The 25673-nt window shown below is 52.2% G+C and carries 27 protein-coding genes; 22 read left to right on the forward strand and 5 right to left on the reverse strand.

The window, feature by feature from the left end:
- Positions 1-4: 4 nt before the first annotated feature.
- Together pyk and fba are read left to right on the forward strand one after the other, a co-directional pair.
- A complete protein-coding gene (gene pyk / locus GALF_RS00165) occupies positions 5-1453 on the forward strand; it encodes a pyruvate kinase (RefSeq protein WP_013292019.1) in 1449 nt (482 codons plus the stop codon).
- Positions 1454-1505: 52 nt separating this feature from the next.
- On the forward strand, positions 1506-2570 hold the full coding sequence (fba, locus tag GALF_RS00170; protein ID WP_013292020.1) for a class II fructose-bisphosphate aldolase: 1065 nt from the start codon (positions 1506-1508) through the stop codon (positions 2568-2570).
- A gap of 70 nt (positions 2571-2640) precedes the next feature.
- Here the strand turns inward: fba and GALF_RS00175 are convergent, their stop codons facing one another.
- Positions 2641-3528, reverse strand: a complete 888-nt coding sequence (locus GALF_RS00175; RefSeq protein WP_013292021.1) for a LysR family transcriptional regulator — start codon at positions 3526-3528, stop codon at positions 2641-2643.
- A 185-nt stretch (positions 3529-3713) separates the two neighbouring features.
- Here GALF_RS00175 and GALF_RS00180 point away from each other — a divergent pair, with 185 nt between their 5' ends.
- From GALF_RS00180 to GALF_RS00210, 7 genes are all read left to right on the forward strand, one after another.
- The gene (locus GALF_RS00180) at positions 3714-5126 is read left to right on the forward strand and encodes a ribulose-bisphosphate carboxylase (protein WP_013292022.1); all 1413 of its coding nucleotides are present in this window, start codon (positions 3714-3716) and stop codon (positions 5124-5126) included.
- Positions 5127-5296: 170 nt separating this feature from the next.
- Positions 5297-6100 (forward strand): CbbQ/NirQ/NorQ/GpvN family protein, encoded by an 804-nt coding sequence (locus GALF_RS00185; RefSeq protein ID WP_013292023.1) that lies wholly within the window; start codon positions 5297-5299, stop codon positions 6098-6100.
- 35 nt (positions 6101-6135) lie between these two features.
- Positions 6136-8409 carry a nitric oxide reductase activation protein NorD gene (locus tag GALF_RS00190; RefSeq protein ID WP_013292024.1) on the forward strand — a complete coding sequence of 758 codons (2274 nt, stop codon included), beginning with the start codon at positions 6136-6138 and terminating at the stop codon, positions 8407-8409.
- A gap of 100 nt (positions 8410-8509) precedes the next feature.
- Complete coding sequence (locus GALF_RS00195; protein ID WP_013292025.1) at positions 8510-9511, forward strand: class 1 fructose-bisphosphatase; 1002 nt, start codon at positions 8510-8512, stop codon at positions 9509-9511.
- Between the two features lie 58 nt (positions 9512-9569).
- Positions 9570-10064, forward strand: a complete 495-nt coding sequence (gene purE, locus GALF_RS00200; protein ID WP_013292026.1) for a 5-(carboxyamino)imidazole ribonucleotide mutase — start codon at positions 9570-9572, stop codon at positions 10062-10064.
- A 41-nt stretch (positions 10065-10105) separates the two neighbouring features.
- Positions 10106-10990 carry a phosphoribosylaminoimidazolesuccinocarboxamide synthase gene (locus tag GALF_RS00205; protein ID WP_013292027.1) on the forward strand — a complete coding sequence of 295 codons (885 nt, stop codon included), beginning with the start codon at positions 10106-10108 and terminating at the stop codon, positions 10988-10990.
- Positions 10991-11025: 35 nt separating this feature from the next.
- Entirely contained in the window at positions 11026-11706 is a 681-nt protein-coding gene (locus GALF_RS00210) for a carbonic anhydrase (protein WP_150102541.1), read from the forward strand.
- Here GALF_RS00210 and GALF_RS14710 read toward each other — a convergent pair whose 3' ends face one another.
- Positions 11707-12309, reverse strand: coding sequence for a DUF4124 domain-containing protein (locus GALF_RS14710; RefSeq protein WP_013292029.1), 603 nt, complete (start codon positions 12307-12309; stop codon positions 11707-11709).
- Entirely contained in the window at positions 12302-12949 is a 648-nt protein-coding gene (pyrE, locus tag GALF_RS00220) for an orotate phosphoribosyltransferase (protein WP_013292030.1), read from the reverse strand. The genes GALF_RS14710 and pyrE overlap by 8 nt, the downstream gene beginning before the upstream one ends.
- 71 nt (positions 12950-13020) lie before the next feature.
- On the opposite strand from pyrE, the gene GALF_RS00225 reads away from it, so the two are divergent.
- The 6 genes from GALF_RS00225 to GALF_RS00250 all read left to right on the forward strand — a co-directional run bounded on the left by GALF_RS00225 (position 13021) and on the right by GALF_RS00250 (position 16676).
- Entirely contained in the window at positions 13021-13785 is a 765-nt protein-coding gene (locus tag GALF_RS00225; protein WP_013292031.1) for an exodeoxyribonuclease III, read from the forward strand.
- 260 nt (positions 13786-14045) lie between these two features.
- On the forward strand, positions 14046-14537 hold the full coding sequence (locus GALF_RS00230; protein ID WP_013292032.1) for a BCAM0308 family protein: 492 nt from the start codon (positions 14046-14048) through the stop codon (positions 14535-14537).
- A 20-nt stretch (positions 14538-14557) separates the two neighbouring features.
- Entirely contained in the window at positions 14558-15211 is a 654-nt protein-coding gene (locus GALF_RS00235) for an OmpA family protein (protein ID WP_013292033.1), read from the forward strand.
- Between the two features lie 98 nt (positions 15212-15309).
- The gene (locus GALF_RS00240; protein WP_013292034.1) at positions 15310-15498 is read left to right on the forward strand and encodes a hypothetical protein; all 189 of its coding nucleotides are present in this window, start codon (positions 15310-15312) and stop codon (positions 15496-15498) included.
- A gap of 2 nt (positions 15499-15500) precedes the next feature.
- Positions 15501-15881 carry a surface-adhesin E family protein gene (locus tag GALF_RS00245; protein ID WP_041937920.1) on the forward strand — a complete coding sequence of 127 codons (381 nt, stop codon included), beginning with the start codon at positions 15501-15503 and terminating at the stop codon, positions 15879-15881.
- Positions 15882-15890: 9 nt separating this feature from the next.
- Entirely contained in the window at positions 15891-16676 is a 786-nt protein-coding gene (locus GALF_RS00250) for a hypothetical protein (RefSeq protein ID WP_013292036.1), read from the forward strand.
- A gap of 4 nt (positions 16677-16680) precedes the next feature.
- On the opposite strand, the gene GALF_RS00255 is transcribed toward GALF_RS00250, so the two are convergent.
- Complete coding sequence (locus GALF_RS00255) at positions 16681-17133, reverse strand: rhodanese-like domain-containing protein (RefSeq protein ID WP_013292037.1); 453 nt, start codon at positions 17131-17133, stop codon at positions 16681-16683.
- Between the two features lie 108 nt (positions 17134-17241).
- Here GALF_RS00255 and GALF_RS00260 point away from each other — a divergent pair, with 108 nt between their 5' ends.
- The 7 genes from GALF_RS00260 (at position 17242) to GALF_RS00290 (ending at position 24218) form a co-directional block, all read left to right on the forward strand.
- Entirely contained in the window at positions 17242-18432 is a 1191-nt protein-coding gene (locus GALF_RS00260; RefSeq protein WP_013292038.1) for a cation diffusion facilitator family transporter, read from the forward strand.
- A gap of 171 nt (positions 18433-18603) precedes the next feature.
- Entirely contained in the window at positions 18604-20019 is a 1416-nt protein-coding gene (gene glnA / locus GALF_RS00265; RefSeq protein WP_013292039.1) for a glutamate--ammonia ligase, read from the forward strand.
- A gap of 137 nt (positions 20020-20156) precedes the next feature.
- Positions 20157-20579 (forward strand): DUF4124 domain-containing protein, encoded by a 423-nt coding sequence (locus GALF_RS00270; protein ID WP_013292040.1) that lies wholly within the window; start codon positions 20157-20159, stop codon positions 20577-20579.
- Positions 20580-20619: 40 nt separating this feature from the next.
- Positions 20620-21654, forward strand: a complete 1035-nt coding sequence (glnL, locus tag GALF_RS00275; protein ID WP_013292041.1) for a nitrogen regulation protein NR(II) — start codon at positions 20620-20622, stop codon at positions 21652-21654.
- A 71-nt stretch (positions 21655-21725) separates the two neighbouring features.
- Positions 21726-23123, forward strand: a complete 1398-nt coding sequence (ntrC, locus tag GALF_RS00280; RefSeq protein ID WP_013292042.1) for a nitrogen regulation protein NR(I) — start codon at positions 21726-21728, stop codon at positions 23121-23123.
- A gap of 83 nt (positions 23124-23206) precedes the next feature.
- A complete protein-coding gene (locus GALF_RS00285; RefSeq protein ID WP_013292043.1) occupies positions 23207-23614 on the forward strand; it encodes a DUF1398 domain-containing protein in 408 nt (135 codons plus the stop codon).
- 292 nt (positions 23615-23906) lie between these two features.
- Complete coding sequence (locus GALF_RS00290) at positions 23907-24218, forward strand: hypothetical protein (protein ID WP_013292044.1); 312 nt, start codon at positions 23907-23909, stop codon at positions 24216-24218.
- 109 nt (positions 24219-24327) lie between these two features.
- On the opposite strand, the gene mpl is transcribed toward GALF_RS00290, so the two are convergent.
- Positions 24328-25668 (reverse strand): UDP-N-acetylmuramate:L-alanyl-gamma-D-glutamyl-meso-diaminopimelate ligase, encoded by a 1341-nt coding sequence (gene mpl / locus GALF_RS00295; RefSeq protein ID WP_013292045.1) that lies wholly within the window; start codon positions 25666-25668, stop codon positions 24328-24330.
- Positions 25669-25673 lie beyond the last annotated feature (5 nt).

Consider the following 25673-nt stretch of genomic DNA (forward strand, 5'->3'; position numbering starts at 1 on the left):
ACATATGCTTCGTAGAACCAAAATAGTTGCAACGCTGGGGCCTGCTTCCAGCGATCAAAAAGTCCTGGAGGAAATGATCCGCGCCGGAGTAGATCTGGTGCGTATGAATTTCTCACACGGTTCAGCTGCCGATCACGTCAAACGTGCGGAAGTCGTACGGGCCGCGGCAACGGCAGTCGGTCGTACCGTGGGTATCCTGGCCGATCTTCAAGGCCCGAAAATTCGTGTTGGCAAATTCGAAAATAGTAAAATTGTGCTTGAAAAAGGCGATACGTTTATTCTCGATGCGGAACTCGAAGGCTTGGGTAATCAGCAGTGTGTCGGACTCGACTACAAGGAATTGCCGAATGATGTAAGTCCCGGCTCCGTGTTGTTGCTCAACGACGGCATGCTGGAATTTGATGTGCTCGAAGTTCAGGGTTCAAGGGTTATCTGCAAGGTTATACGCGGCGGTGTATTGTCCAACAACAAGGGTATCAACCGTAAAGGTGGTGGCTTGACTGCGCCTGCTCTGACCGAGAAGGATATGGAAGACATCAAGACAGCAGCGCTGATCAAGGCTGACTATCTGGCGATCTCCTTCCCTCGCAGCGGCGAAGACATGCGTTTCGCACGCAAACTGATGCATGAGGCCGGTGGTCAAAGCCTGCTGATGGCAAAGATCGAACGCGCTGAAGCGATTCCTGCGCTGGCTGACATCATCGAAGCATCCGATGCCATCATGGTGGCGCGCGGCGATTTGAGTGTCGAAGTGGGCGATGCGGCCGTGCCTGGCCTGCAAAAGCGCATGATCAAGATGGCGCGTGCTAAAAATCGTCTGGTCATTACGGCGACTCAGATGATGGAGTCCATGATTACTAATCCGATTCCGACTCGTGCCGAAGTATCAGACGTGGCGAATGCGGTATTGGATGGCACCGATGCGGTGATGCTATCAGCAGAAACGGCCGTAGGTGACTATCCGGTAGAAACGATCGAAGCAATGGCGCGTATTTGTATCAATGCCGAACAGCAGGTTGATGATCATGCGATTGATCAACGTGCCGTAGCGCATAAGTTCACCCGCATCGACCAATCCATTGCGATGTCGGCTTTGTTTGCTGCTTCTCACTTCAAGGTGAAGGCGATCGTCGCTCTGACACAATCGGGTTCAACCGCTTTGTGGATGTCGCGTGTCAATGCCGGGGTGCCCATTTTTGCGCTGACGCCCGTGCATGCCACCTTGACTAAAGTCACATTGTTTAGCGGTGTGCATCCGGTATTGTTCCCGAGTCGTGATGTTAAAAATACGGCACAGGAACTGATCGATGCAGAACAAAAACTCGTAGAGATGGGGTGTGTTCAGGACGGTGATCTCATCGTTGTGACCGTCGGCGAATCGGTCGGTCAGTCAGGCCATACCAATACACTGAAGATCGTGCGCATTGGCGATCATCACAAAAATAGTCTTTAAGAATAAATCTGTAGCAGATTAAAGTTTGTAATCTAATCATCAGGAGATAAAAATGGCATTAGTATCATTGCGTCAACTTCTCGATCACGCAGCAGAACACAGCTACGGTTTGCCGGCTTTCAACGTCAATAACCTCGAACAGGTTAAGGCGATCATGGAAGCGGCTGACGAATGCAACAGCCCGGTCATCATGCAGGGTTCTGCCGGCGCACGTAAATATGCAGGCGAACCGTTCCTGCGTCACTTGATCGAAGCAGCAGTAGAAATGTATCCGCATATCCCCGTCGTTATGCATCAGGATCACGGCGCGTCAGAAGCGGTTTGTATCAATGCGATCCGTTCAGGTTTTTCAAGCGTAATGATGGACGGTTCTTTGCTGGCTGACGGCAAGACACCTTCTTCATTCGAATACAACGTAAACATCTCCCGTCGCGTGGCTGAAATGTCACACGCAGTGGGCGTTTCTGTTGAAGGTGAGTTGGGTTGTCTGGGTTCGTTGGAATCTGGCGAAGGTGAAAAAGAAGACGGTCACGGCGCTGAAGGCGTTTTGAGTCACGATCAATTGCTGACAGATCCAGAAGAAGCCGCTGAATTCGTTCGTCAAACCGGCGTGGATGCACTGGCTATCGCCATCGGCACTTCACACGGCGCGTACAAGTTCACCCGTCCTCCTACCGGCGCTGTATTGCGTATTGACCGTATCCGCGAAATTCACGAACGTCTGCCAAATACCCACCTTGTTATGCACGGCTCGTCCTCCGTGCCTCAAGAATGGTTGAAGATCATCAACGAATTCGGCGGCACCATGGGTGAAACCTACGGCGTTCCAGTTGAAGAAATCGTTGAAGGGATCAAAAACGGCGTTCGTAAAGTGAATATCGACACCGATCTGCGTATGGCATCAACAGGTGCGACCCGTCGCTATCTGGCGCAAAACACCAAAGACTTCGATCCTCGCAAGTTCCTCGCTGCAACGACCGTTGCAATGAAGGCAATCTGCAAGGCTCGCTATGAAGCATTTGGTTGTGCTGGTCAGGCTTCCAAAATTAAGCCAATTTCTCTTGAAGCCATGGCTAACCGCTATGCTAAGGGTGAATTGAACGCGATCATTAAGTAATCGATTGTTGTTCTGAACAATAAAAAAGCGACCTTCCGGGTCGCTTTTTTATTGTCTGTTTGAATGCAATTCAGGCCTCGTTCAATAGAAATTCCTTGAATGCCAACGCCGCACTGGTTAAGCGTTTGTTGCTCCGGTGGGCGACGAACCAGTGGCGGAGTAACGGGAAGTGTTCAACATCAAGCACCACCAGTCGGTGCGTCTCAAGCTCCAGTTCAATACTGTGCAGCGACAAAATACCTAATCCCATGCCCGCTTGCACCGCTTGCTTGATGGCTTCATTGGTTTCCATCTCCATGCTGATGCGGGGTTGCACCCCGTGTTTTGCGAAAACCCGTTCCATCGCACTGCGCGTACCGGATCCCTTTTCACGTGACAGAAATGTCTCACCTGCAAGTTGAGAAAACTTAATGCGCTTGAGGGCAGAAAACGGGTGAGATGGATTGGCAATGACAACCAGAGGATTGTCCATAAATAATTGCGCGGTGATATCGAGCCCCTCTGGCGGTTGACCCATGATAGCAAGATCTGTGCTGTTGTCGGCAAGCTGGCTGAGTACGGCATCGCGATTCGCAACCTGAAGAATCATGTTGATGGTCGGGTAGCGCTGGCTGAATCTGGCCAGTAACTTGGGGGTGAAATAGTTGGCGGTGTTGACAACCGATAAGGTGAGCTTGCCGCGTGCCATCCCTTTCATTTCATCAAAAACCACTTCCATTTCTTCAAGTTGCTGAGCGATGTTTCGTGCGTAATGAAATAATTCAATGCCGGCCGCGGTAAGATAAATTTTCTTGCCCATTTGCTCGAAAAGCGGCAGTCCGATATGTCCTTCCAGTTGCTTGATTTGCATAGACACAGCAGGTTGAGAAAGGTATAGTTCTTCGGCCGCTCGCGAGTAATTTAAAAGACTGGCCACTTTCTCAAAGACTTGTAATTGTCGTAATGTGAAGTGGAGCATGGTCAGGTGGCGGTTAAGACGGTATCAGGATTGCGCGATTATACACAGCTATAAGTTTTTCTTATGGTTCCAATAAAAATAATTGACTATCGCTTATGGGGTTGCGGCCCTATAGTGGCGACCTGTTACACGTTGTTTCGTTGGTAGTTAGTGAATTTATCGTTAACACACAGGAGAGGTAAACTATGGATCAATCTAATCGTTATGCAAATCTGAATCTCAAAGAAGAAGATTTGATTAAAAATGGCAAGCACCTGTTGGTCGCTTATAAACTGATCCCGGCCAAAGGCCACGGATTCCTGGAAGTCGCTGCTCACGTTGCAGCTGAATCTTCTACCGGCACCAATGTGGAAGTGTCCACCACCGACGACTTTACTCGTGGTGTAGATGCCCTGGTGTACGAAATAGACGAAACCGCGTTTGGTGACGACATTGTTAAGGGTGGCGGCTTGTTTAAGGTCGCTTATCCAGTTGAATTGTTCGACCCGAACCTGACTGATGGCACTTATAACATCTCCCATATGTGGTCTCTGATCCTGGGCAACAACCAGGGTATGGGCGATCATCAAGGTCTGCGTATGCTGGACTTCTTGGTTCCAGAAATGATGGTCAGGAAATTCGATGGCCCGTCCGCCAATATCAGCAACCTGTGGAAGGTGCTGGGTCGTTCGGAAACAGACGGTGGTTACATCGCCGGTACCATCATCAAGCCTAAGTTGGGTCTGCGTCCTGAGCCATTCGCTAAAGCCTGCTACGACTTCTGGTTGGGTGGCGATTTCATCAAGAACGATGAACCGCAAGCTAACCAACCATTCTGTCCGATGGAAGTGGTTATGCCGAAAGTGGCAGAAGCTATGGATCGCGCTCAACAGGAAACCGGCCAAGCTAAGCTGTTCTCAGCTAACATCACAGCCGATTACTATAAGGAAATGATCCATCGCGGTGACTTCGTGCTGGAAACATTTGCCAAGTACAATTCCGCTAGCCATGTCGCCTTCTTGGTGGACGGCTTCGTGACTGGCCCGGCTGGTGTGACCACTTGCCGCCGCGAGTTTCCGGATACCTTCTTGCACTTCCACCGCGCAGGCCACGGTGCCGTTACTTCCTACAAGTCGCCAATGGGCATGGATCCACTGTGCTACATGAAGCTGGTGCGTTTGATGGGTGCGTCCGGTATGCATACCGGTACTATGGGTTACGGCAAGATGGAAGGTCACGGCAAGGAAACTGTGCTGGCTTACATGCTGGAACGCGATGAGTGCCAAGGTCCTTATTTCTACCAGAAGTGGTACGGCATGAAGGCGACTACGCCGATCATCTCCGGCGGTATGAACGCACTGCGTCTGCCTGGCTTCTTCCAGAACCTCGGCCACGGCAACGTGATCAATACCTGCGGCGGCGGTGCCTTCGGTCACATCGACAGCCCGGCAGCGGGTGGTATTTCACTCGGTCAGGCATACGATTGCTGGAAATCAGGTTCAGATCCTATCGAATACGCGAAGACTCACAAGGAATTCGCCCGTGCGTTCGAATCTTTCCCGAAAGATGGCGACAAGTTGTTCGCTGGCTGGCGCGAAAAGTTGGGCGTGCACAAGTAAGCATCGTACGGCAGCATCGAAGTGACAAAAATGCGCCCCCACACGATGGGGGTGTTTTTTTCCAAGATTCCAATTCCCTCTTTCTTCCAGGAAGAGGGCTAGGCGGGGGTGGTAAAAGTCCTCCCCCCTCTCAATTCCCCTTTGTAAGGGGAGCGTTTAGGAGTTTAGTGATGACAAACAAGAACCAGTACACCGTTAGCAAAGAACCGTTCTATCAGGCGCAAGGCGATGAGGTTGCTCTCTATGAAGCGGCCTACGCGGCGCGTCTGCCGGTGATGGTGAAAGGGCCAACCGGTTGCGGTAAGTCGCGCTTCATTGAATATATGGCGTGGAAACTGAATAAGCCGCTGATCACCGTTGCGTGCAATGAAGACATGACCGCATCCGACCTGGTCGGACGTTATTTGCTGGATGCGAACGGCACCCGCTGGCTGGATGGTCCGCTGACCACGGCAGCACGCATCGGTGCGATCTGCTATCTCGATGAAATCGTTGAGGCGCGTCAGGACACCACCGTGGTGATCCACCCGCTGACCGATCACAGGCGCACGCTGCCATTGGATAAGAAGGGCGAACTGATTGAGGCTCATCCTGATTTTCAATTGGTCATCTCCTACAATCCTGGCTATCAGAGCCTGATGAAGGATCTGAAGCAATCGACCAAGCAGCGTTTCACCGGTTTTGAGTTCGATTACCCGGATGCTGCCCTGGAATCGGAAATTCTGGCCAAGGAAACAGGGCTGGATATTGAGGTGTGCGGCAAGCTGGTGCAGATCGGTCAGGCGGCTCGTAATCTTAAGGGGCACGGTCTGGATGAAGGTATTTCCACGCGCCTGCTGGTTTATGCGGCGATCCTAATCAAGAACGGTGTCGATGCTAAGGCCGCATGTCGTATGGCGTTGGTGCGCCCGATTACCGACGATGCGGATATTCGCGACACGCTCGATCACGCGATTGATGCTTCGTTCGCCTGAACCTCGCGCGATTAAATCTTCGAAGGGGCTGAGCGATGACTGAGATCGTGACACAGAGAACGGAAGAGCTCTCGATGTACTGGGAGAAACTGAGCTGCAGATTCGCCAGGGTGGATGCCGTCTTTGATGAGTGCATGAAGGAAGCACAGGCGCTGCTCTCGAAGGCGGGCCTGGAGGCCTATATCGAGAATGCTCGCATCATCGGCAAGATGGGGCGTGGTGCGGAGCCGTTGCTGATCTATCTGGAAGAGGCGCCGGGTGTGGCCAGCATCATTGGGGAGCATGCGCTGATTAAGCTGAGGGAATTCTCTGAGTACCTGTCTACGCATACCAACTTTAAGGCAATCGTGCCGTTCCTGCAGTATAGCGGTGCAGTTGCCCGCCGCTTGAACAACGACAAGATGTACGGGCGCTACATTGAGCTGATCCGCGACATGCTGGATCGCACCTCGGGTTCGATTCATGGTCATCACACGACCTTTGCCAGTCCGGGGTTGCCAGAACTGCTCAAGCAGGCGCCTAAGTTGCTGGGTGTGCTGTCATTGCAGGGATTGCAAAACTGGATCGAGTACGGAATCAAGTACTACAATCATCACCCGGAACGGCAGGAAGAGTATTTCCGGCTGGAATCTGCCGATGCGGTCGCAGTCATGCAACGCGAGCGGCACGGCACCTTGCTGGTAAACAATGAACGCAAACTGGATACCTATATCCGCGCGTTGTGGAACGACAGTGACTATCTGATTCCCTACTCGGTTGCGTTCGATGAACAGCGCAAGCCGATGCCTTACTACACTGATGACGGTATACGCTTGCCCGATGTTTATGACGATTTTAACGGTGTGTCCGGCATCGATCGTTATCGTGCCGCGCTTGCGCATATGGCCGCACATCGTCGCTGGTCGCAAAAGATGATCGTGGACAACTGGAGTCCGTTTCAGCGCGCTAGCGTAGAAATTTTCGAGGACTCCCGCGTGGAGTACCTGGCCTGCCAGAAATATCCGGGCCTGCGAAAACTGTTCCTTGCGCTGCATCCGATCCCAAAAGAGGAAGACCTTCAGCTCGAAGAGCAAGGCATCTCGGTATTCAGATTAAGACTGGCCATGCTGTCGCGTGCCATCCTCGATCCGGCTTACATATGCCAGAACGAGCATGTCAGGGAATTCACAAAACGTTTCCATGAGCTGATGGCAGGGGGGCAATCAACCAGCGCGGCGATGGCATCGGTTGCCCTAGCCTTCATTGCGCGCACACGCGGCCAACGCGATTTGTCGGCCAATATGTATTTCGACAATACCGAAGTGGACTACCGCGACGATAACCGGCATCTGTGGATTTATATCGAAGAGAGCGATGAAGACGAAATGTTCGAGCATCTCGATCAGCGCAAAAATTCGGAAGTTGAATTGCAGGCGTTGCCCCCTCGCCACTACGACGAATGGGACTACAACACGAAAAGCTATCGCCCGGACTGGGTGAGCGTGTATGAAGCATTGCATCCGCGTGGAAATCCGGCTGTGATTGACAATCTGCTGGCCAAGCATGCGGCACTGGCTAAGCGCTTAAAGAAGATGCTCGATCTTTTAAAACCACAGGACAAGGTGCGCATACGCTATCAGGAAGAGGGTAGCGAGCTTGATCTGGATGTGGCGATACGCTCTTTAATCGACTTCAAGGGGGGCTCGTCACCGGATCCGCGTATCAACATGAGTCATCGCAACGATGGGCGTAATATTGCGGTGAGCGTGGTGCTGGATCTATCCGAGTCGTTGAATGAAAAAGCGGCTGGTAGTACGCAGACGATCCTCGAACTGAGTCAGGAGGCGGTGTCCCTGCTGGCCTGGGCGATCGAAAAGCTCGGCGATCCTTTCGCTATTTCGGGTTTTCATTCAAACACGCGTCATGATGTGCGCTTCATGCATATCAAGGGGTTCTCCGAAAAATGGGATGATGAGGTGAAGGGGCGTCTGGCGGCAATGCAGGCGAGTTATTCAACGCGGATGGGCGCGGCGATGCGTCACGCCTCCCACTATCTGGAGCAGCAGCAGGCCGATAAAAAGCTGATGCTGATTTTGACGGACGGTGAGCCTGCGGATATTGACAGCAGGGATGGTCGTATCCTGATTGAGGACGCGAGAAAGGCTGTCACTGAGCTGGATCAAAAAGGTATTTACGCCTACTGCATCAATCTGGATCCTAAGGCGGATGAGTATGTGAAAGATATTTTTGGCAAGCAGTACACTATTATCGACAAGGTAGCGGATCTGCCGGCCAAATTACCGCAGCTGTTCATTTCATTGACTAAGTAAGCATAAATCCCTGATTAAGCTGCAGGGTAAGCCTGAAAAGCGGTAGAATCACGAGTCTAAAATTTCATAACAGTACTACTTTAATAAACGAGGAGAAAACATGAGCAAGAGTCTGATTCAATTCATCATTGAAGAACAACGTCATATTCCTAACGCCAGTGGCGATTTTACCGGTCTGCTGAGCGACATCATATCAGCCTGCAAACAAATTGCTCATGACGTGAACAAAGGTGCGCTGATTGGCGTGCTGGGCAGTGCGGGTAGCGAAAATATTCAGGGTGAGACGCAAAAGAAGCTCGACATCATCACGAACGAAGTATTTATCAAGGCCAACGAGTGGAGCGGCCATTTGGCAGCGATGGCTTCTGAAGAAATGGATGATATCTACGAGATTCCTAAGCAATATCCTCGTGGTAAGTATCTGATTACATTCGATCCATTGGACGGTTCATCGAATATCGACGTAAATATTTCAGTCGGTACGATTTTCTCCATCCTGCGTTGTCCTGAAGGCGTCACCAATCCGACTGCAGCTGACTTCATGCAGCCGGGCACCAAGCAGGTTTGTGCAGGTTACGCACTGTACGGCCCGAACACGATGATGGTCATCACGACTGGTCACGGTGTGAACGGCTTCACGCTGGATCGCGATGTAGGCGACTTCTTCCTGACTCACCCTGATATGCAGATTCCCGTTGATACGCAAGAATTTGCAATCAACATGTCGAATCGTCGCTACTGGGAAGAGCCTGTTCAGCGTTACATCGAAGAGTGCGTGAAGGGCAAGGACGGCGGTCGTGAGAAGAACTTCAACATGCGTTGGGTGGCTTCCATGGTTGCAGAAATTCATCGTATTCTGACTCGCGGCGGTATCTTCTTGTATCCGTTCGATAACAAGGAAGCCGGTAAAGCAGGTAAGCTGCGTCTGATGTACGAAGCTAATCCGATGTCTTTCATCGTTGAGCAGGCAGGCGGCGTATGTTCTACAGGCCGCGAACGTATCATGGAGCTGCAACCTACCGGCCTGCATCAGCGTGTGCCTGTCATCATGGGTTCCAAGAACGAAGTTGAGCGTGTAGTGGGTTACCACAAGGGCGCGTAATACACTGCTACGCCCCCGGTAACGGGGGCGTAGCTACGTCTGCAACATAAGGATTAATATGAGCAAACCTTTAGTTTCCATCATCATGGGCAGCAGCAATGACTGGGATATTATGAGTCAGGCGGCACAGCAACTAAAAGATTTTGGTGTGGCGTATGATGCGCGCGTCATTTCTGCACACCGTTCGCCCGATTTGCTGTTCGATTACATCAAGGAAGTCAGTGCGCAAGGCGTGCAATGCTTTATCGCCGGTGCGGGCGGTGCGGCTCATCTGGCAGGCGTGATTGCCGGCAAGACGACTTTGCCTGTATTAGGCGTGCCCATCCCCTCTAAGTATCTTAAGGGTATGGATTCATTGTTATCCATCGTGCAAATGCCTAAGGGTATCCCGGTTGCCACGTTTGCCATCGGTGAGGCGGGTGCCGCGAATGCCGGTCTGTTTGCTATTGCTATGTTGGCCTTGAATGATGTCGCATTAGCTGAACGCTTAACCGAATATCGCGCCCAACAGGCAATCAAGATTGCCGAAACAACTTTACCCGAATTAGCTTAACGACACCGCTGTCAGCCGTTTATTCTTTACAAGGAAACATCATGTCTGCTCTGCACGAATCCAATTTGACCAGTCTGCCGTTGTTGCATCGCGGCAAGGTGCGCGATCTTTACGAAGTCGATGCGCAACATTTGCTGATCGTTCAAACCGACCGGCTGTCTGCATTCGACGTGATTCTGGATGATCCGATTCCGGGCAAGGGCGAAGTGCTCACCACCTTGTCGAATTTCTGGTTTAAAAAGTTGGGTCACATCATTCCGAATCATCTCTCCGGCATTGCGCCGGAATCGGTGGTTAAGGGTGATGCGGAGCAGGCGCAGGTACGTGGCCGCTCTTTTGTCACTAAGAAGCTCAAACCGTTGCCGATTGAGGCAATTGTGCGCGGTTATCTGGTCGGTTCCGGCTGGAAAGATTATCAAAAAACAGGCACGATCTGTGGACTTGCCCTGCCTGCCGGATTGCGTGAAGCACAGAAGTTGCCCGAGCCGTTGTTTACGCCTTCTACTAAGGCTGCTGTGGGTGACCATGATGAAAATATTTCGTATGCGCAGGCTGTTGAATTACTGGGCGAGGCGCGTGCTGCCCAGGTGCGGGATGCCACGGTGGCTTTATACGTGGAAGCGGCAAATTATGCAGCGAGCCGCGGCATTATCATCGCGGATACCAAGTTTGAATTCGGCGTGGATGAAGCAGGTACGCTGTATCTGATCGATGAAGCATTGACGCCGGATTCTTCGCGTTTTTGGCCAGCAGAATCCTATCAGGTGGGTAGCAATCCACCCAGCTTTGACAAGCAATTCGTGCGTGACTGGCTGGAGGCATCTGATTGGAACAAGCAAGCGCCCGCGCCGCGTGTGCCGCAGGATGTATTGCAAAAAACAGCAGACAAATACCATGAAGCATTGCAGCGTTTGACGGCTGAATGAAGGAACCGCTGACAATGTCTGAGGGGGGTGATGAAATGAATTCGTCTGCCTTAGCTCATCGCGCGAGCGCAGCAGCGGCAGACCGTCGGTGGCCGCAGCCCTTGATTGAAGGCTTTTTGCGCTTTCGCGACAATCATTTCCCCAGCGATGATATTGAGTATCTCAGGTTGTTTTCAGAAGGGCAGAAGCCAAAGTTTTTGATTGTGGGATGCTGCGATTCAAGGGTTGATCCCGCTCTCATATTTAACTGCGCACCTGGAGAGTTATTTGTCGTGCGCAATGTGGCCAATATCGTGCCGCCCAATGAGGCACGTATCGGCCATCACGGTACGACGGCAGCGATTGAGTATGGTGTATGCAATCTGGGGGTCGAGCACATCGTGGTGTTGGGACATGAGCACTGCGGGGGGATACAGAATCTGTTGAAAACACGCGGCGCAGGGAATCCGGATTCATTTATTGATGACTGGATGCGTCTGGTTGAATCTGCGCGCGTGAGCGTTGAGCGGGATTATGTCCATGCAACGGAAGAAGTGCGCGGTCGCGCATGCGAGCAGCGGGCGATTCTGGTCTCTTTGAAAAACTTGCTGACCTTCCCGTGGATTGCGCAGCGCGTAGCGGAGCGAGCCTTGCGCATACACGGCTGGTACTTCGATATCAAACAGGGCCAGTTGCTCGGCTACAACGATGCGACCGGGGAATTCGAACCGCTGTAGTTATTTCCCCGTCAATTCACGAAACCTTGCCTTGTCAGCATCGTAACGCGTATTGACGGCAGATTTTTCAGCCAGATATTTTTCCAGATCATGTTGCAAGCGGCGATCGCGTTCCTGTGCTGACTTGATGTCCTCTTGCAGTGAAACGGGTATTTTGCCGTTTGATTTTATCCTGTTATCCGCGTCCTTTTGCAGGCTGGCAAGACTGTTGCCGTTCATCTTGAGCTGTGAATTGATGCTGTTGATTCGGGCATCGACCTGCTGCAGGCTGCGAGTGCGCGATAACTCAATTTCCTGAACGCTGCTGTAGGTGTCAGTGAGCGACTTGTCGTGCAGTTTTTGATCGCGGGCGGATGTTTCTTGCACGCTTGCTTTTAGCTGTTCGGCTTCTTTTGCGCGGCGCTCTTCAATGGTCAGTATGTCTTTTGTGCTGACCGTACGCCCGGATTTGTTAAGCTCTGCGCGATCTTTGCCGGCATACTCGGGCGGAATGGTGTCTCCCATATGGGTGACCCCCTTGTCATCGACCCATTTGTAGGTTTTTGCCATAACCTGCTGCGAGCAGCAGGCAATCAGTGCTAACAACAATATTTTTTTAGTCATTTTCGACTCCGAAAAGATCACGGTAAGCACGCACCGCATCCAAATTGGCTATCATTTCCGGCTCGTTTTGCAAGAAACCGAGCAGGTCGTTGAGCGTCGCAATCGCGATCACCGGAATGCCGTAGTTCTCGCGCACTTCCTGCACGGCGGATAAATCGCCTAAGCCTCGCTCCATGCGATCAAGCGCAATGACAACGGCACAAGGCTCGGCACCGGCGGCCCGTATCAGTTCAATGGATTCTCTGACCGAGGTGCCGGCAGAAATCACATCGTCGATAATCAGCACGCGCCCCTGTAGCGTCGCGCCGACGGTTGTGCCGCCTTCGCCGTGGTCTTTGGCTTCCTTGCGGTTGTAGCTGTACGGCACATTGCGGCCTTGTTCAGATAGCGCGATTGCCGCGCCTGTCGCCAGCGGGATTCCCTTGTACGCGGGGCCGAAAATCATGTCGAAGGGAATGTCGGATGCGATGATGGCCTGCGCGTAAAACTGCGACAGATTGCGCATCGAGTCGCCATCGTTGAACAGTCCGGCATTGAAAAAATACGGGGACAGGCGTCCGGCTTTGGTTTGAAACTCGCCGAAGCGCAGCACTTGTTTTTGGACGGCGAAACGGATGAAATCTTGTCTGAAATTGAACATGGCGTAGGCACGGGTTGGGAGATCACAGAGATAAACATTATAATCAAACGCCCTCACACATTGGATATTTCATGCGCATTATCTCTGTCAATTTAAATGGCATACGTTCGGCCAGCAGCAAAGGTTTTTATGAGTGGCTGGCACAACAGGATGCGGATGTGATCTGTCTTCAGGAACTCAAGGCGCAGGCCGCCGACATGACGGAACACATGCTCACTCCTTTGGGGTATCACGGCTATTTCCATTACGCGGAAAAAAAAGGCTACAGCGGCGTCGGCATCTATTGCCGTGAATTACCGAAAAACGTGATTGTCGGGCTGGGCATTGAACAGTTTGATGCGGAGGGGCGTTACCTTTGCGCAGATTTTGCCGATTACAGCGTGGTGTCGTTGTACTTGCCGTCGGGGTCCAGCGGCGAGGAGAGGCAGGGGGTCAAGTTCAGCTTTATGGAGGCATTTTTGCCGCATTTACGCGAGCTTCGCGCAAGCGGCCGGGAAGTTATCGTCTGTGGCGACTGGAATATTGCGCATAAAGAGATTGATCTGAAAAACTGGCGCGGCAACAAGAAAAACTCAGGGTTTCTTCCCGAAGAACGGGCATGGCTGACACAATTGTTTGATGAGGTCGGTTTTGTTGATGTGTTCCGCCGTGTGCACCCTGAACTGGAAGCCTACACCTGGTGGTCAAATCGCGGTCAGGCCTGGGCTAAAAACGTCGGCTGGCGTATCGACTATCAGATCGCGACCCCCGCTATTGCCGGCCGTGCGACATCCGCTTCCATCTACAAGGAACAGCGTTTTTCCGACCACGCGCCCCTGATCATCGACTATCTTTGACGATTCCCTACGGTCTGAATCAGTTTGATTTTTTCGTATCTGCATGTTCTTCAGGCCGGCTGAAATTGATAATTTTACAAGTCTACACAAGGATTGTAATCAATATATTAGGCCGAAATATATAGGCTATCAGGCATATATGGACGGCAAAATATTTCACGTATATTCCTCTGGCGTCAAAGTTGTCTATCACAACGGGGGCTGGCATTGACGCTGGCTGAGTACCGGAAAATATTCAGATTAGGTGAGAGGGGAATATTGTGAGCTATTCAGGATTCAGTAAAATTTCTCGGCACGACAACCTCTTTCAGGAGCGTGTGCATGATGCCTACAAGAGTCGGGGTAAATTACACGAGCCTTCGGTGTGTTCAGAGTGCGGTGCAGTCTTTCATGCAGGGCGCTGGCAATGGCTGCAAGCGCCAGCCGATGCGCATCAGGAAACCTGCCCTGCCTGTCACCGTATTCGCGATCATTATCCGGCCGGATATCTCAGCCTGAAAGGATCCTTTTTCAGTTCGCATCGTGATGAAATCATGCAGTTGTTGCATCACCACGAAAAGCATGAACGTGCGGAACATCCGCTCAAGCGGATCATCGCCATTGAAGAAAAACCGGGTGAAACGCTGGTGAGTACTACCGATATCCATTTGGCGCGGGGTATGGGGGAGGCGCTGCATCACGCTTATCAGGGCGAGCTGGAATATCACTATAACCCTGAAGAGAATCTTTTGCGGGTGAATTGGGCGCATTGAGTTTTGTAAGGAGAATAATCGTGAAAACTTTTATATGCCTTTTCGGGCTGACAGCAGTCTTCGTATCGTCTCTGGTTTGTGCTCAGGAAGTTGCGGATAAGTCGGGATATTTAACGGATAGTGCGGGCAATGTGGTCAGAAATGCCTATGGCGATTGCTGGCGTACCGGATATTGGACGCCTGCGATGGCGATTAGCGAATGCGATCCTGATCTGGTCAAAAAGGAAGTCGCCATTGTGCCGCAGCAAAAAGAGATTCCGGTGATCCCGGAAAAAATAGTTCCGCCCGCAATCGTGCGGTTAAATGCTGGAACGCTATTTGATTTCGATCGCGCGGAAGTGAAGCCCGAAGGTAAGACCGTACTGGATGAGAAAATTGTCACCGGCATGAAACTGCATACGGATACCGGGCCGCTGCTGATCATCGGACATGCGGACCGTATCGGCAGCGAACGCTACAACCAGCGTTTGTCTGAACGCCGGGCGAATGCGGTTAGAGATTATCTGGTTGAGCAGGGTGTGGGCGCTCAGCGCTTGAGCGTTCAAGGGAAGGGTGAGTCAGAGCCTGATCCTGTATCCAATACCGGAGTAAGTTGCCGCGGAATGAGGGGTGAGAGACTGATCACCTGTTTGCAGCCTGACCGGCGCGTTACGGTCGAGACTACTGCAAAGTAAAGATACGGCGCATTAAGACCAGCAGAATTTCGCTTTATTGAGCCGAACATCCGCCGGCCCGCTTGCGCTAGAATGAGATTCTTTGCGGAGATTCTCAAATGAAATTTGCTGTGTTGTTGATGTTGGTCTGCGGTCTGGCATTTGCTTCGGGTGCGCCTTGGTATAAGTGGCAAAATATCTACGATCAAACCATCATGTGTTCGCAAAATTCTCCCGGCGATACCTGGCAAATCTATCAGGGACCCTTTATGGAGTCCAATTGCAGGCAGCCCGGGAATCCTCAGTAGCTATGTTTAAATATTTACTGGTTTTGCTGCTGGTCTGTACCAATGCCTCGGCCGCATGGCAGCATGTCGGCGGTGACAAGGATGAATCGGCTTATGTCGACTCCGTTGTTCATCGCGATCGAGACCGCGTCAAAATGTGGGCGCTGTTTGATCTAAAAGCGGCGCACGCCTTTGGTGATATGGCTTATCTGTCGATGAAAATTCAGCGCGAATATCATTGCCGGGATAAAAAATCCCGGATCGTCGCGATGCAGGCCTATGCCAAAAACATGGGTGAGGGCGAATTGATTTACAGCAACAATGCGCGTGAAAAATGGCAAGCGGTTCAATCCGATAGTGTTGAAGAAATGCTGTGGAATATGGCCTGTAAATCATCCTCGTGACGGGCCGTCATGCTGAGTGAATGGTTGACCTATCTTGCCGCCGACTGCTGTACTTTTTCGCGCAAATCAGGCTATCTGCGGGAATCTATCGGAATCCGTTCGCGCTACCGGCGCTGTCAAAGCGCATGGCAGTCGCATCTGGAAAATAGCCGGTCTGCCATACGGGTGTCGCTTAATTCCTGTCGCAGTCACCGCACTGCGCTGGTACTGGGTTCCGGTGTTTTGCTGGATATTCCGATCGACGAGCTGGCCGCGCGCTTTGAAAACGTGTGGCTGGTCGATCTGGTGCATCTGCCGGAAGTGCGGCGCGCCGTTCGGCGCTATACCAATGTGCGCTGCATTGAGCACGATGTCAGCGGATTTAGGGAACAGAGGGCGGTTCTTTCGGAGGGTGGGCTGGATTTGTCTGATCCCGTGCAGTTTCTTGACGAGGCGAGTATAGATTGGGTGGCGTCGGTCAATCTGCTGTCCCAGTTGCCCTTATTGCCACAGGACTGGCTGAGGGCGCAGTTTCCAAAAATCGATGAACAGAAGCTTGAGGCGTGGGGCGACAGGATTATGCAGCAACATCTGGACTATCTCGCCGCCTTTGGCGTACCGGTTTGTTTGCTGACGGATTATGAGCAAACGAGTTATCAGCGTAGCGGTGAAATTTTGAGCGTAGTTGATTTTTCGACACGCCTGCGCTTTACCGGCACGTTATTAAAGACATGGCGCTGGGATGTCGCGCCGCCGGGAGAAATTTCCGGGGGGGGCGGAAGATTTCACCTGGTTGCATCGATCGCGATAAGCTGACTTTTTAGCTTTGTACCCAGGGCAGGCCTGCCGCGCGCCAGCCGTCGACGGTGTTGCGGTGTTCATTGCTATCCTTGTCGCCCTCAAAGCCTTGCAAAATATTGTAGCAGTCGCGAAAACCCGACTGCATGGCCGCAATTGTTGCCGCGTTGGAACGTGCGCCACTGCGGCAGATGAAGAGTACCAGCGCTTCCTTGTCGACTTGCTGAGTGAGGGAGGCTGCGAAATTAGGGTTGGCCTTCATGCCCGGATAGGTCAGCCATTCGATTTCGACCGCATCGGGGATGCGTCCTACCCAGTCTAGTTCAGCGCGGCAGCGCACATCTACCAGTTTTGCGCCGGGTGCGGATTGAAGAATTTCATAAGCTTCCTCGGGATACAGCGCGCCCTCGTAGGGTAGATTCTGGTCTTTTGCGCGTTGTTGAGCCGCTTGCAGTATGGAGGTTATCTTTCCCATGATGTCGCTTCCTTTGAAATATTGTCAGATATTGATTTTGGGTATTCTTCAACGAATCGTACACAAATGTTATGCTGTGCATCACAGCAGCATACTAGCCCAATCGAAATGAAAAATCACACTCATCATTCACACACAGAGAAAGAAGCTTTCGAACCCGCGCATCCGGAGCGCTACGCGGCGGCACAAAAAAGCACTTGGGTCAGCATTGTCATTAACTTGCTGCTGACCTTGTTTCAGGTGGTGGGCGGATTTTTCGCGCACTCGCAGGCCTTGATGGCCGATGGGCTGCACTCCCTGTCGGATTTGCTCTCCGATGTGCTGGTGTTGTATGCCAACCGGCACGGTAACCGGCACGCCGATGCGAATCATCCTTATGGTCATGCGCGGGTTGAGACTGCGGCGACCCTGATACTGGGCGTGTTTTTGGCAGCGCTGGGCGTCGGATTGCTGGTGGCTGCCGCGATGCGCCTGCAGCATCCTAGCGCTTTGCAGGCGGTGAGCCCGCTAGGTCTGGCGATCGCGGTGTTCGCGCTGCTCGCTAAAGAGGGAATGTTCCGTTACATGCTGGCTGTCGCGATGCGGGTGCGTTCGCAAATGCTGGTCGCCAATGCGTGGCATGCCCGTTCTGATGCCGCGTCGTCTCTGGTTGTGGTGGTCGGCATTATCGGGAATATGTTGGGTTACACCTTTCTCGATCTGGTTGCCGCTGCGGTGGTTGGCGTGATGATTTCCCACATGGGCGGCAAGCTTGCGCTCGAAGCGTTGTCAGAATTGATCGATACAGGCCTCGATGCCGAAGAAGTCGAGGCGATCCGCCAGACTTTGCTCAATACGCACGGCGTGCTGGGCTTGCATGACTTGCGTACACGCAAGATGGCGGATAACGCGCTGGTCGACGCGCATATTCTGGTCGATCCGAAAATCAGCGTATCCGAAGGGCATTACATCGCTGAACTGGCGCGTCATGCGGTGTTAAACAGTCATCACGTGCTGGATGTCATGGTGCATATCGATCCTGAAGACGATATGCAAGCGGGGCACAATGCTAAGTTGCCGAGCAGGCCCGTACTGCTGGAACAGCTTGCCGAACAGCTCGGCAAGCCCGTTGTGCAAGACAACCGCGTGATATTTCATTATCTGGATGGTCAGGTGGATGTGGAGCTTTATTTAACGGCAGGTGAGCTGAATGAGGAGCAGGTTAAATCGCTGCAGGCGCGTTGCGACGTGCTGGTGAATGGTTCATCTCTGTTTCGCGCCATTCATGTTCACAGCAATCATGGCGTAGCGCGCCAATAATGCGCACCGCTTTGGGGCGCGCTTTGCACCTGTTTGGTGCTATTTATTTTTGTGTAACGGCGCAGGCTTATGGCACAATGCTGACTTGATACGCAGACAGGGTAGCTACGCCCTCTGCATCGGAAATTTTTGTTGTAATTCACTGTTTGATTGATACTTTGGGAGAGAGTTATGTCGTTGTCGGCAAATGATGTGTTGCAAATGATTAAAGACCACGACGTGAAGTTCGTGGATTTTCGTTTTACCGATACGCGCGGCAAAGAACAGCACGTTGGCGTTCCTGCGAAATACGTAGGTCTGGACAAGTTTGAAGAAGGTCATGCATTTGACGGTTCTTCAATCGCCGGCTGGAAGGGTATTCAAGCCTCAGACATGCTGTTGATGCCGGATCCTGCCACCGCTTTCCTTGATCCGTTCACTGAAGATGTGACGTTGATTATCACTTGCGACGTGGTAGAACCTACCGATGGCAAGGGCTATGACCGCGATCCACGCTCTATCGCCAAGCGCGCTGAAGCTTACCTGCAATCCTCCGGCGTGGGCGATACCGCTTACTTCGGTCCTGAGCCGGAATTCTTTATCTTTGATTCGGTAAACTGGAAGATCGACATGTCCGGTTGTTCGGTCAAGATCAATTCCGAAGAAGCTGCATGGTCTTCCGATGAGAAGTACGACGGCGGCAATACCGGTCACCGTCCAGTGGTTAAGGGGGGTTACTTCCCGGTTCCTCCGGTTGACAGCCTGAACGACATTCGCGCTGCGATGTGTCTGATTCTGGAAGATATCGGCATTGAAGTTGAAGTGCATCACCACGAAGTGGCAACCGCCGGTCAATGCGAAATCGGTACCAAGTTCGACACACTGGTGCGTCGCGCCGATCAGACTCAAGCGCTGAAATACGTGGTTCATAACGTGGCTCACCAGCACGGTAAGACCGCAACTTTCATGCCTAAGCCTATCGTTGGCGACAACGGTTCCGGTATGCACGTGCATCAGTCGATCTGGAAAGACGGCAAGAACCTGTTCGCAGGTAATGGCTATGCCGGCCTGTCTGAAACCGCGCTGTACTACATCGGCGGTATCATCAAGCACGCTAAGGCGCTGAACGCGATCACTAATCCTGGCACGAACTCCTACAAGCGTCTGGTTCCTCACTACGAGGCACCAACCAAGCTGGCTTATTCTGCCAAGAATCGTTCTGCTTCGATCCGTATTCCTCACGTTGCGAGCGACAAGGCACGCCGTATTGAGACTCGTTTCCCTGATCCTACTGCCAATCCATACTTGTGCTTCGCGGCACTGATGATGGCGGGTCTGGACGGTATCGCTAACAAGATTCACCCTGGCGATCCAGCTGACAAGAATCTGTATGACTTGCCACCGGAAGAAGATGCGAAGATCCCAACCGTATGTACTTCGCTGGACGAAGCGCTGGCAGCTCTGGATAAGGATCGCGAGTTCCTGACCCGTGGCGGCGTGTTCTCTAACGACTTCCTCGATGCTTACATCGCATTGAAGATGGAAGAAGTGACCCGTCTGCGCATGACGACTCATCCAGTTGAGTTTGAAATGTATTACAGCATTTAATTATTTGCTGAGCAGCAAAATAAAACGGGGCCAAGCGCCCCGTTTTTTTCGTTTAGCGATCACGAGTTAGGCAGTAACTGTTTGTCACGCAGAGGTGCATGCCCTATACTCGATCAGCTATTTTGCGGGAGTATCATATGAAGTTCTGGATTCTACTGTTGTGCCTGAGCCCATCGTTGGTGTTGGCAGACATATACAAATCAGTCGATGCAGACGGGCATGTCACTTATTCCAGTGCACCAATCAAGGGCGGAAAACGGATCGTGCTGTCCGCGCCTACACAAAATACACCGAATCACGTTCGGGCTAGCGCTACACCGCATGATTTCCCCCGTGTGACGGATGAAGCTCAGAAGGGGCGGGATGGATCCCGGCGCAAAATTCTTGAAGATGAATTAAAAGCGGAAGTTGGCTTGATGGAGGCCGCTAAACAAAGCCTGCAGGTGGCAGAGGCGCATCGTCCGAGAGATGCGGAAAAAATAAAAGGGCTGACCCGCCAGCTTGATTTGCATCAGGGAAATATTGCCGCACTCAAGACTGAGTTGTCTAAGCTTAAATAAATGGCAATCCGGGCATGATTGTTGCTAGATAATACACACTATGCCTGACTCTCATTATCTTACACTCGATTATCTTGCGACAGCCATTATCCTGATGGATGATCAGTCGCGCGTCATTTATCTGAATCCCGCTGCGGAAAACCTTTTTGAGGTGAGCGGTAAAAATATGTCGGGTAATCCGCTAAAACAACTGTTCAGTGATGCGGGGCGGCTCGATATGGCGATGCTGCTTGCGCTTGAAAATAACGCCAGCTATATCGAGCATGACTTGATGCTGGTGACACATACGCACAACAAGTTGTATGTGCGCTGTACGGTCACTCCATTGCAGACAGGACAGTTGTTGCTGGAATTTCACCCGGTAGACAGGCCGCTCAAGCTCGCGCGTGAGGAGCAGATGCTCGATCAGACGCAAGCCAATCGTCTACTGTTGCGCAATCTGGCGCACGAAATCAAGAATCCGCTGGGTGGGATTCGCGGTGCAGCCCAGTTATTGGAGCAGGAGCTGGATAAACCCGCGCTACACGAATATACCCAGGTCATTATTCAGGAAGCGGATCGCCTGCGCAGTTTGATGGAAAAATTGCTGACGCCGCAAGGTAAGATGCAACACAGTGCACTGAATATTCACGAGGTGCTTGAACGTGTGCGTTCGGTCGTGATGGCCGAGGTGCCGGAAGGCTTGAAGATTCAGCGCGATTACGACATCAGTCTACCCGCGCTGGTCGGGGACAAGGAGCAATTGATACAGGTGATCCTCAACATCGTGCGCAATGCCGTACAAGCGATGCACGGGCAGGGCAGGATTATTTTGCGCACCCGCATTGCGCGTCAGGTTACGCTGTTCAAACAGCGCCATCGGCTGGCGGTGATGGTGCAGATCATCGATAACGGCCCGGGGATACTGCCCGAATTGCGCGATAAAATATTTTATCCGTTGGTGTCCGGGCGAGCTGACGGGCATGGATTGGGTTTGACGCTGGCACAGGATTTCATCAGCCAGCATCATGGCACGATAGAATTCGAAAGTGAGCCCGGATGCACGCGATTCACGGTGATGCTCCCCTTGCCGTAAAGTTCGGCAGTGTGAGCGGTAAACTAATGTAACCATCTGAAAAATAAATAATTCTATTGATCGAGCACCTTATGAAACCTGTCTGGATAATTGACGACGATCGCTCGATACGCTGGGTGCTGGAAAAATCCCTTGCGCGGGCCAACATTGAATTCGAGAGTTTTCAATCTGCGGATGATGCGCAACGCGCCCTGAGCCATGACATGCCACAAGTTGTGGTGAGCGATATTCGCATGCCGGGCATTTCCGGGCTGGATTTTTTGCAGACGTTGCACGAACGTCATCCGCTGATTCCGGTCATCATCATGACTGCCTATTCCGATCTGGAAAGCGCCGTTTCAGCCTTTCAGGGCGGGGCATTTGAATATTTGCCCAAACCGTTCGATATCAACCATGCGGTTGACCTGATACGTCGCGCACTTGAACAAAGCCGTCGTAAATCAGCCGAAATAGGCCAGATTGACGTTGTTGCCGATATTCTGGGGCATGCACCGGCCATGCAGGATGTGTTTCGTGCTATTGGACGGCTGTCACAATCTCACGCGACGGTACTGATCAACGGAGAGTCAGGAACCGGCAAGGAGTTGGTTGCGCGCGCGTTGCACCGACATAGTCCGCGTGCTGAAAAACCCTTCATTGCGATCAATACAGCAGCCATTCCTAAGGATTTGCTTGAGTCCGAATTGTTTGGGCATGAGCGCGGTGCTTTTACGGGCGCGGCCGCTGTCCGGCACGGTCGTTTCGAACAGGCCGAGGGCGGTACGCTGTTTCTCGATGAAATCGGTGATATGCCATCGGAGTTGCAAACCCGTTTGCTGCGCGTTTTGTCGGATGGCAACTATTACCGGGTAGGCGGGCATCAGCCGATCAAGGCAAATGTGCGCATCATCACCGCGACGCACCAGAATCTCGAAGAGCGCGTCAAGTTGGGATTGTTCCGTGAGGATCTGTTTCACAGGCTGAACGTGATACGTCTGCGCCTGCCACCCTTACGCGAGCGCAGCGAAGATATTCCATTACTGGCGAAATTTTTTCTGCAAAAAAGTGCGCAAGAATTGGCTGTGGAATGTAAACAGTTTGGCGAGGCCACTTTGCAGCACTTGAGCGCGCAAGACTTCCCCGGCAACGTCCGTCAACTGGAAAACCTGTGCCACTGGCTGACCGTGATGACGCCGTCCCAGGTAATCGAAATCGCCGATCTGCCGCCCGAATGGAGAGAGAATGAAAGCGCGGTGGAAAAATCCGGCGACTGGAGCTCAGTGCTGGCAGGTCAGGTTGAGGCGGCTTTGCAACGCGGAGATGAAAGCATTATGGATCGCTTTGTCGCGCAGTTCGAACGCACGCTGATATTGCAGGCGTTGCAGCATACCAACGGGCGGCGGATTGAAGCTGCCACGCTGCTTGGCATTGGACGAAACACCCTGACGCGCAAGATACAGGAGTTGGGACTGGACGAACAGGAGGCATAACTTGGTGGTTGTTTTTGGTGTGCAGATGCGGGTTAACGGCAGTCTTATTGACGATTTATCCCGTATAGAAAATAGGAAACGATATGGAATCTAAAATTGTTGCTGATGCTGCCCGCGCCACCCTTGATGGAAGCATCCCTTTTTCAGAAGTTGTACGCAGGTTGTTAGAAACAGGTGTTGAGTATTACCACGTTGATTATGTGGCACTACAAAAAACTTATTACAGCGCTTCCGGCGAGGTTATTAAAACCCCGATCCATTATGACGATTTGCCGTCTGTTGCCAGTGAGTTCAATCTTGAGAAGCTTCGCGCTGCAATTTTCGACAGCCAGCAAAATGGTCAGCATTATCGCGATTTCACCAAGCGGGCTATGAATGCAGGTGTTCAGGGTTACATTGCGTTCTTGCGCGGCAAGCGTGTTACTTATTGGGGGCGTGGCGGTGACCAGCACATTGAATGGTTTCCAGGTGCAAAACCTCAAAACGCTTAACATAGCGCGCAAATGCTACGGTTGCAGGCGCGCCCGGCCTTTAGTTGTACGTCTGTTTTGTCTCGATTCGTGTTTTTCAGCCCCTCGAATTTCTGTCGGCAAGCAGGCTTTCTGGGTTAGCCTAACGATACCACGGGTGGGAAATTTTTAAGTGCAGGTGTAAGGCCGTGTATTATGCAGCCTGATTTTAGCTGGGTTCTGCTGGCATCGGTCAGGAAAGCTTGCGGTGAAGGCTGTGAGCATCCTGTTTGAGTCGTATGCAGTTCTACCAAAAAGCGGGAGGAAGTTGGTTATGGAAATAAAATTTTCGACTGAAATAATTAGCAGGATTCTCGAACAATCAATGCTTTATCAATGTGCTTGTCCAGCACAGGTTTGCAAAAACATCAACGAGCAGCGGGCTTTGTACGTTTATCAGCAGAACTGCATTAACATGACGGATACTGACCGTGCCGTGCATAAGTGCATCGCCGATGCGGTGATGCAAAGCCATGCCGCAATGGAAGCTTGTCTTGAGGTTGTTCTGCGCCTGGAAGGGTGGGATTTAACGACCTATGAAATGCCGGAGAATTTAAAAAAAATGCTTCTTAAGCAGTTTGAATAGTGGTCAGATGCAATGCGTCCCAGTTCAATTGTAGGACATTAGTCGCCGCCGTAAAAGGGATTGCTGAGTAAGGAATGCCTGCCGCAAAGCAGGCATTCAAGTATGCGCACTACGCCAATTTTTTGAGCAGTTTGTCGTGTATGCCGCCGAATCCGCCGTTACTCATCACCAGAATATGGTCGCCTGGCATGGCTGATTTGGCAATGACGTCGATCAGCGTGTCGAGATCGTCGATCACCACAGCCTTGTCGCCCATCACGGCCAGCGCGCTCTTGGCATCCCAGCCCAGATTTCCAGAATAGCAGAACACCTGATCGGCATCCTTTAAGCTGCCGGGCAATGCGTCCTTCATGACGCCCAGCTTCATCGTGTTTGAGCGCGGTTCCAGTACGGCCAAGATGCGCGCAGCCCCCACCTTGTGACGCAGGCCCGCAACCGTGGTATCGATGGCGGTCGGGTGATGGGCGAAATCATCATAAACGGTGATGCCGTTGACGATGCCCTTCACTTCCATGCGCCGCTTGACGTTTTTGAATTCGCTTAATGCCGCCAGCCCAAGGGCTACCGGAACGCCGGCATGGCGCGCGGCGGCCAAGGCTGCCAGTGCGTTCATCCTGTTGTGTTCACCCAGCAATTCCCATTTAAGTTCGCCTTGTGCAACGCCATTCAGTGTTACTTGGTTGCCGGTGTCGATGTTCCAGCCGGTGTCGCCGCCGAACGCCTCTACCGGCGTCCAGCAACCGCGCTCGATGACGCGCTGCAACGCCGCTTCGCGTCCATTTGAGACTACTAGGCCGTTGCCGGGTACGGTGCGCACCAGATGGTGAAACTGGGTTTCGATTGCAAAGAGGTCGGCAAAAATATCCGCGTGATCGAATTCAAGGTTGTTTAAAATCGCAGTGCGCGGATGGTAATGCACGAATTTGGAGCGCTTGTCGAAAAAGGCCGTGTCGTATTCGTCGGCCTCGATGACGAAAAAGGGCGATTCGGTGATGCGTGCCGAGATGTCGAAATTCTGCGGCACCCCGCCGATCAGAAAGCCGGGATTAAGCCCTGCATGTTCCAGTATCCAAGCGAGCATTGAGGCTGTGGTGGTTTTGCCGTGCGTGCCCGCCACGCCCAGTACCCAGCGATCTCTGAGCAGCGTGTCAGACAGCCACTGCGGGCCTGAGACATAGGGCAGGTTGCGGTTGAGAATTTCTTCCATCAGCAGATTGCCGCGCGTAACGACATTGCCGATGACGTAGATATCCGGGTTCAGTTCCAGCTGCTCCACGCCAAAGCCTGTGATCAGTTCTATGTCTTGCGCCTCCAGCTGCGTGCTCATCGGCGGATAGACGTTGGTATCGCACCCCGTGACGCGGAAGCCCGATTGTTTGGCGATCGCCGCGATGCCGCCCATGAACGTGCCGCAGATGCCGAGGATATGGATATGTGTTGGTTTGCTCATCGTTT

It is taken from the genome of Gallionella capsiferriformans ES-2 (assembly GCF_000145255.1).
Lineage (GTDB): Bacteria > Pseudomonadota > Gammaproteobacteria > Burkholderiales > Gallionellaceae > Gallionella > Gallionella capsiferriformans.

Bases quoted from the DNA above. Each gene is read 5' to 3' on its own strand.
- GALF_RS00225 (WP_013292031.1), top strand. From the start codon at position 13,021: ATGCGCATTATCTCTGTCAATTTAAATGGCATACGTTCGGCCAGCAGC.
- mpl (WP_013292045.1), bottom strand. From the start codon at position 25,668: ATGAGCAAACCAACACATATCCATATCCTCGGCATCTGCGGCACGTTC.
- GALF_RS00260 (WP_013292038.1), top strand. From the start codon at position 17,242: ATGAAAAATCACACTCATCATTCACACACAGAGAAAGAAGCTTTCGAA.
- GALF_RS00290 (WP_013292044.1), top strand. From the start codon at position 23,907: ATGGAAATAAAATTTTCGACTGAAATAATTAGCAGGATTCTCGAACAA.
- GALF_RS00250 (WP_013292036.1), top strand. From the start codon at position 15,891: ATGCTGAGTGAATGGTTGACCTATCTTGCCGCCGACTGCTGTACTTTT.
- GALF_RS00175 (WP_013292021.1), bottom strand. From the start codon at position 3,528: ATGCTCCACTTCACATTACGACAATTACAAGTCTTTGAGAAAGTGGCC.
- GALF_RS00240 (WP_013292034.1), top strand. From the start codon at position 15,310: ATGAAATTTGCTGTGTTGTTGATGTTGGTCTGCGGTCTGGCATTTGCT.
- GALF_RS00195 (WP_013292025.1), top strand. From the start codon at position 8,510: ATGAGCAAGAGTCTGATTCAATTCATCATTGAAGAACAACGTCATATT.
- GALF_RS00245 (WP_041937920.1), top strand. From the start codon at position 15,501: ATGTTTAAATATTTACTGGTTTTGCTGCTGGTCTGTACCAATGCCTCG.
- ntrC (WP_013292042.1), top strand. From the start codon at position 21,726: ATGAAACCTGTCTGGATAATTGACGACGATCGCTCGATACGCTGGGTG.
- GALF_RS00180 (WP_013292022.1), top strand. From the start codon at position 3,714: ATGGATCAATCTAATCGTTATGCAAATCTGAATCTCAAAGAAGAAGAT.
- purE (WP_013292026.1), top strand. From the start codon at position 9,570: ATGAGCAAACCTTTAGTTTCCATCATCATGGGCAGCAGCAATGACTGG.
- GALF_RS00285 (WP_013292043.1), top strand. From the start codon at position 23,207: ATGGAATCTAAAATTGTTGCTGATGCTGCCCGCGCCACCCTTGATGGA.
- glnL (WP_013292041.1), top strand. From the start codon at position 20,620: ATGCCTGACTCTCATTATCTTACACTCGATTATCTTGCGACAGCCATT.
- GALF_RS00185 (WP_013292023.1), top strand. From the start codon at position 5,297: ATGACAAACAAGAACCAGTACACCGTTAGCAAAGAACCGTTCTATCAG.
- GALF_RS00255 (WP_013292037.1), bottom strand. From the start codon at position 17,133: ATGGGAAAGATAACCTCCATACTGCAAGCGGCTCAACAACGCGCAAAA.
- glnA (WP_013292039.1), top strand. From the start codon at position 18,604: ATGTCGTTGTCGGCAAATGATGTGTTGCAAATGATTAAAGACCACGAC.
- GALF_RS00270 (WP_013292040.1), top strand. From the start codon at position 20,157: ATGAAGTTCTGGATTCTACTGTTGTGCCTGAGCCCATCGTTGGTGTTG.
- pyrE (WP_013292030.1), bottom strand. From the start codon at position 12,949: ATGTTCAATTTCAGACAAGATTTCATCCGTTTCGCCGTCCAAAAACAA.
- fba (WP_013292020.1), top strand. From the start codon at position 1,506: ATGGCATTAGTATCATTGCGTCAACTTCTCGATCACGCAGCAGAACAC.
- GALF_RS00190 (WP_013292024.1), top strand. From the start codon at position 6,136: ATGACTGAGATCGTGACACAGAGAACGGAAGAGCTCTCGATGTACTGG.
- GALF_RS00210 (WP_150102541.1), top strand. From the start codon at position 11,026: ATGAATTCGTCTGCCTTAGCTCATCGCGCGAGCGCAGCAGCGGCAGAC.
- GALF_RS00205 (WP_013292027.1), top strand. From the start codon at position 10,106: ATGTCTGCTCTGCACGAATCCAATTTGACCAGTCTGCCGTTGTTGCAT.
- GALF_RS14710 (WP_013292029.1), bottom strand. From the start codon at position 12,309: ATGACTAAAAAAATATTGTTGTTAGCACTGATTGCCTGCTGCTCGCAG.
- pyk (WP_013292019.1), top strand. From the start codon at position 5: ATGCTTCGTAGAACCAAAATAGTTGCAACGCTGGGGCCTGCTTCCAGC.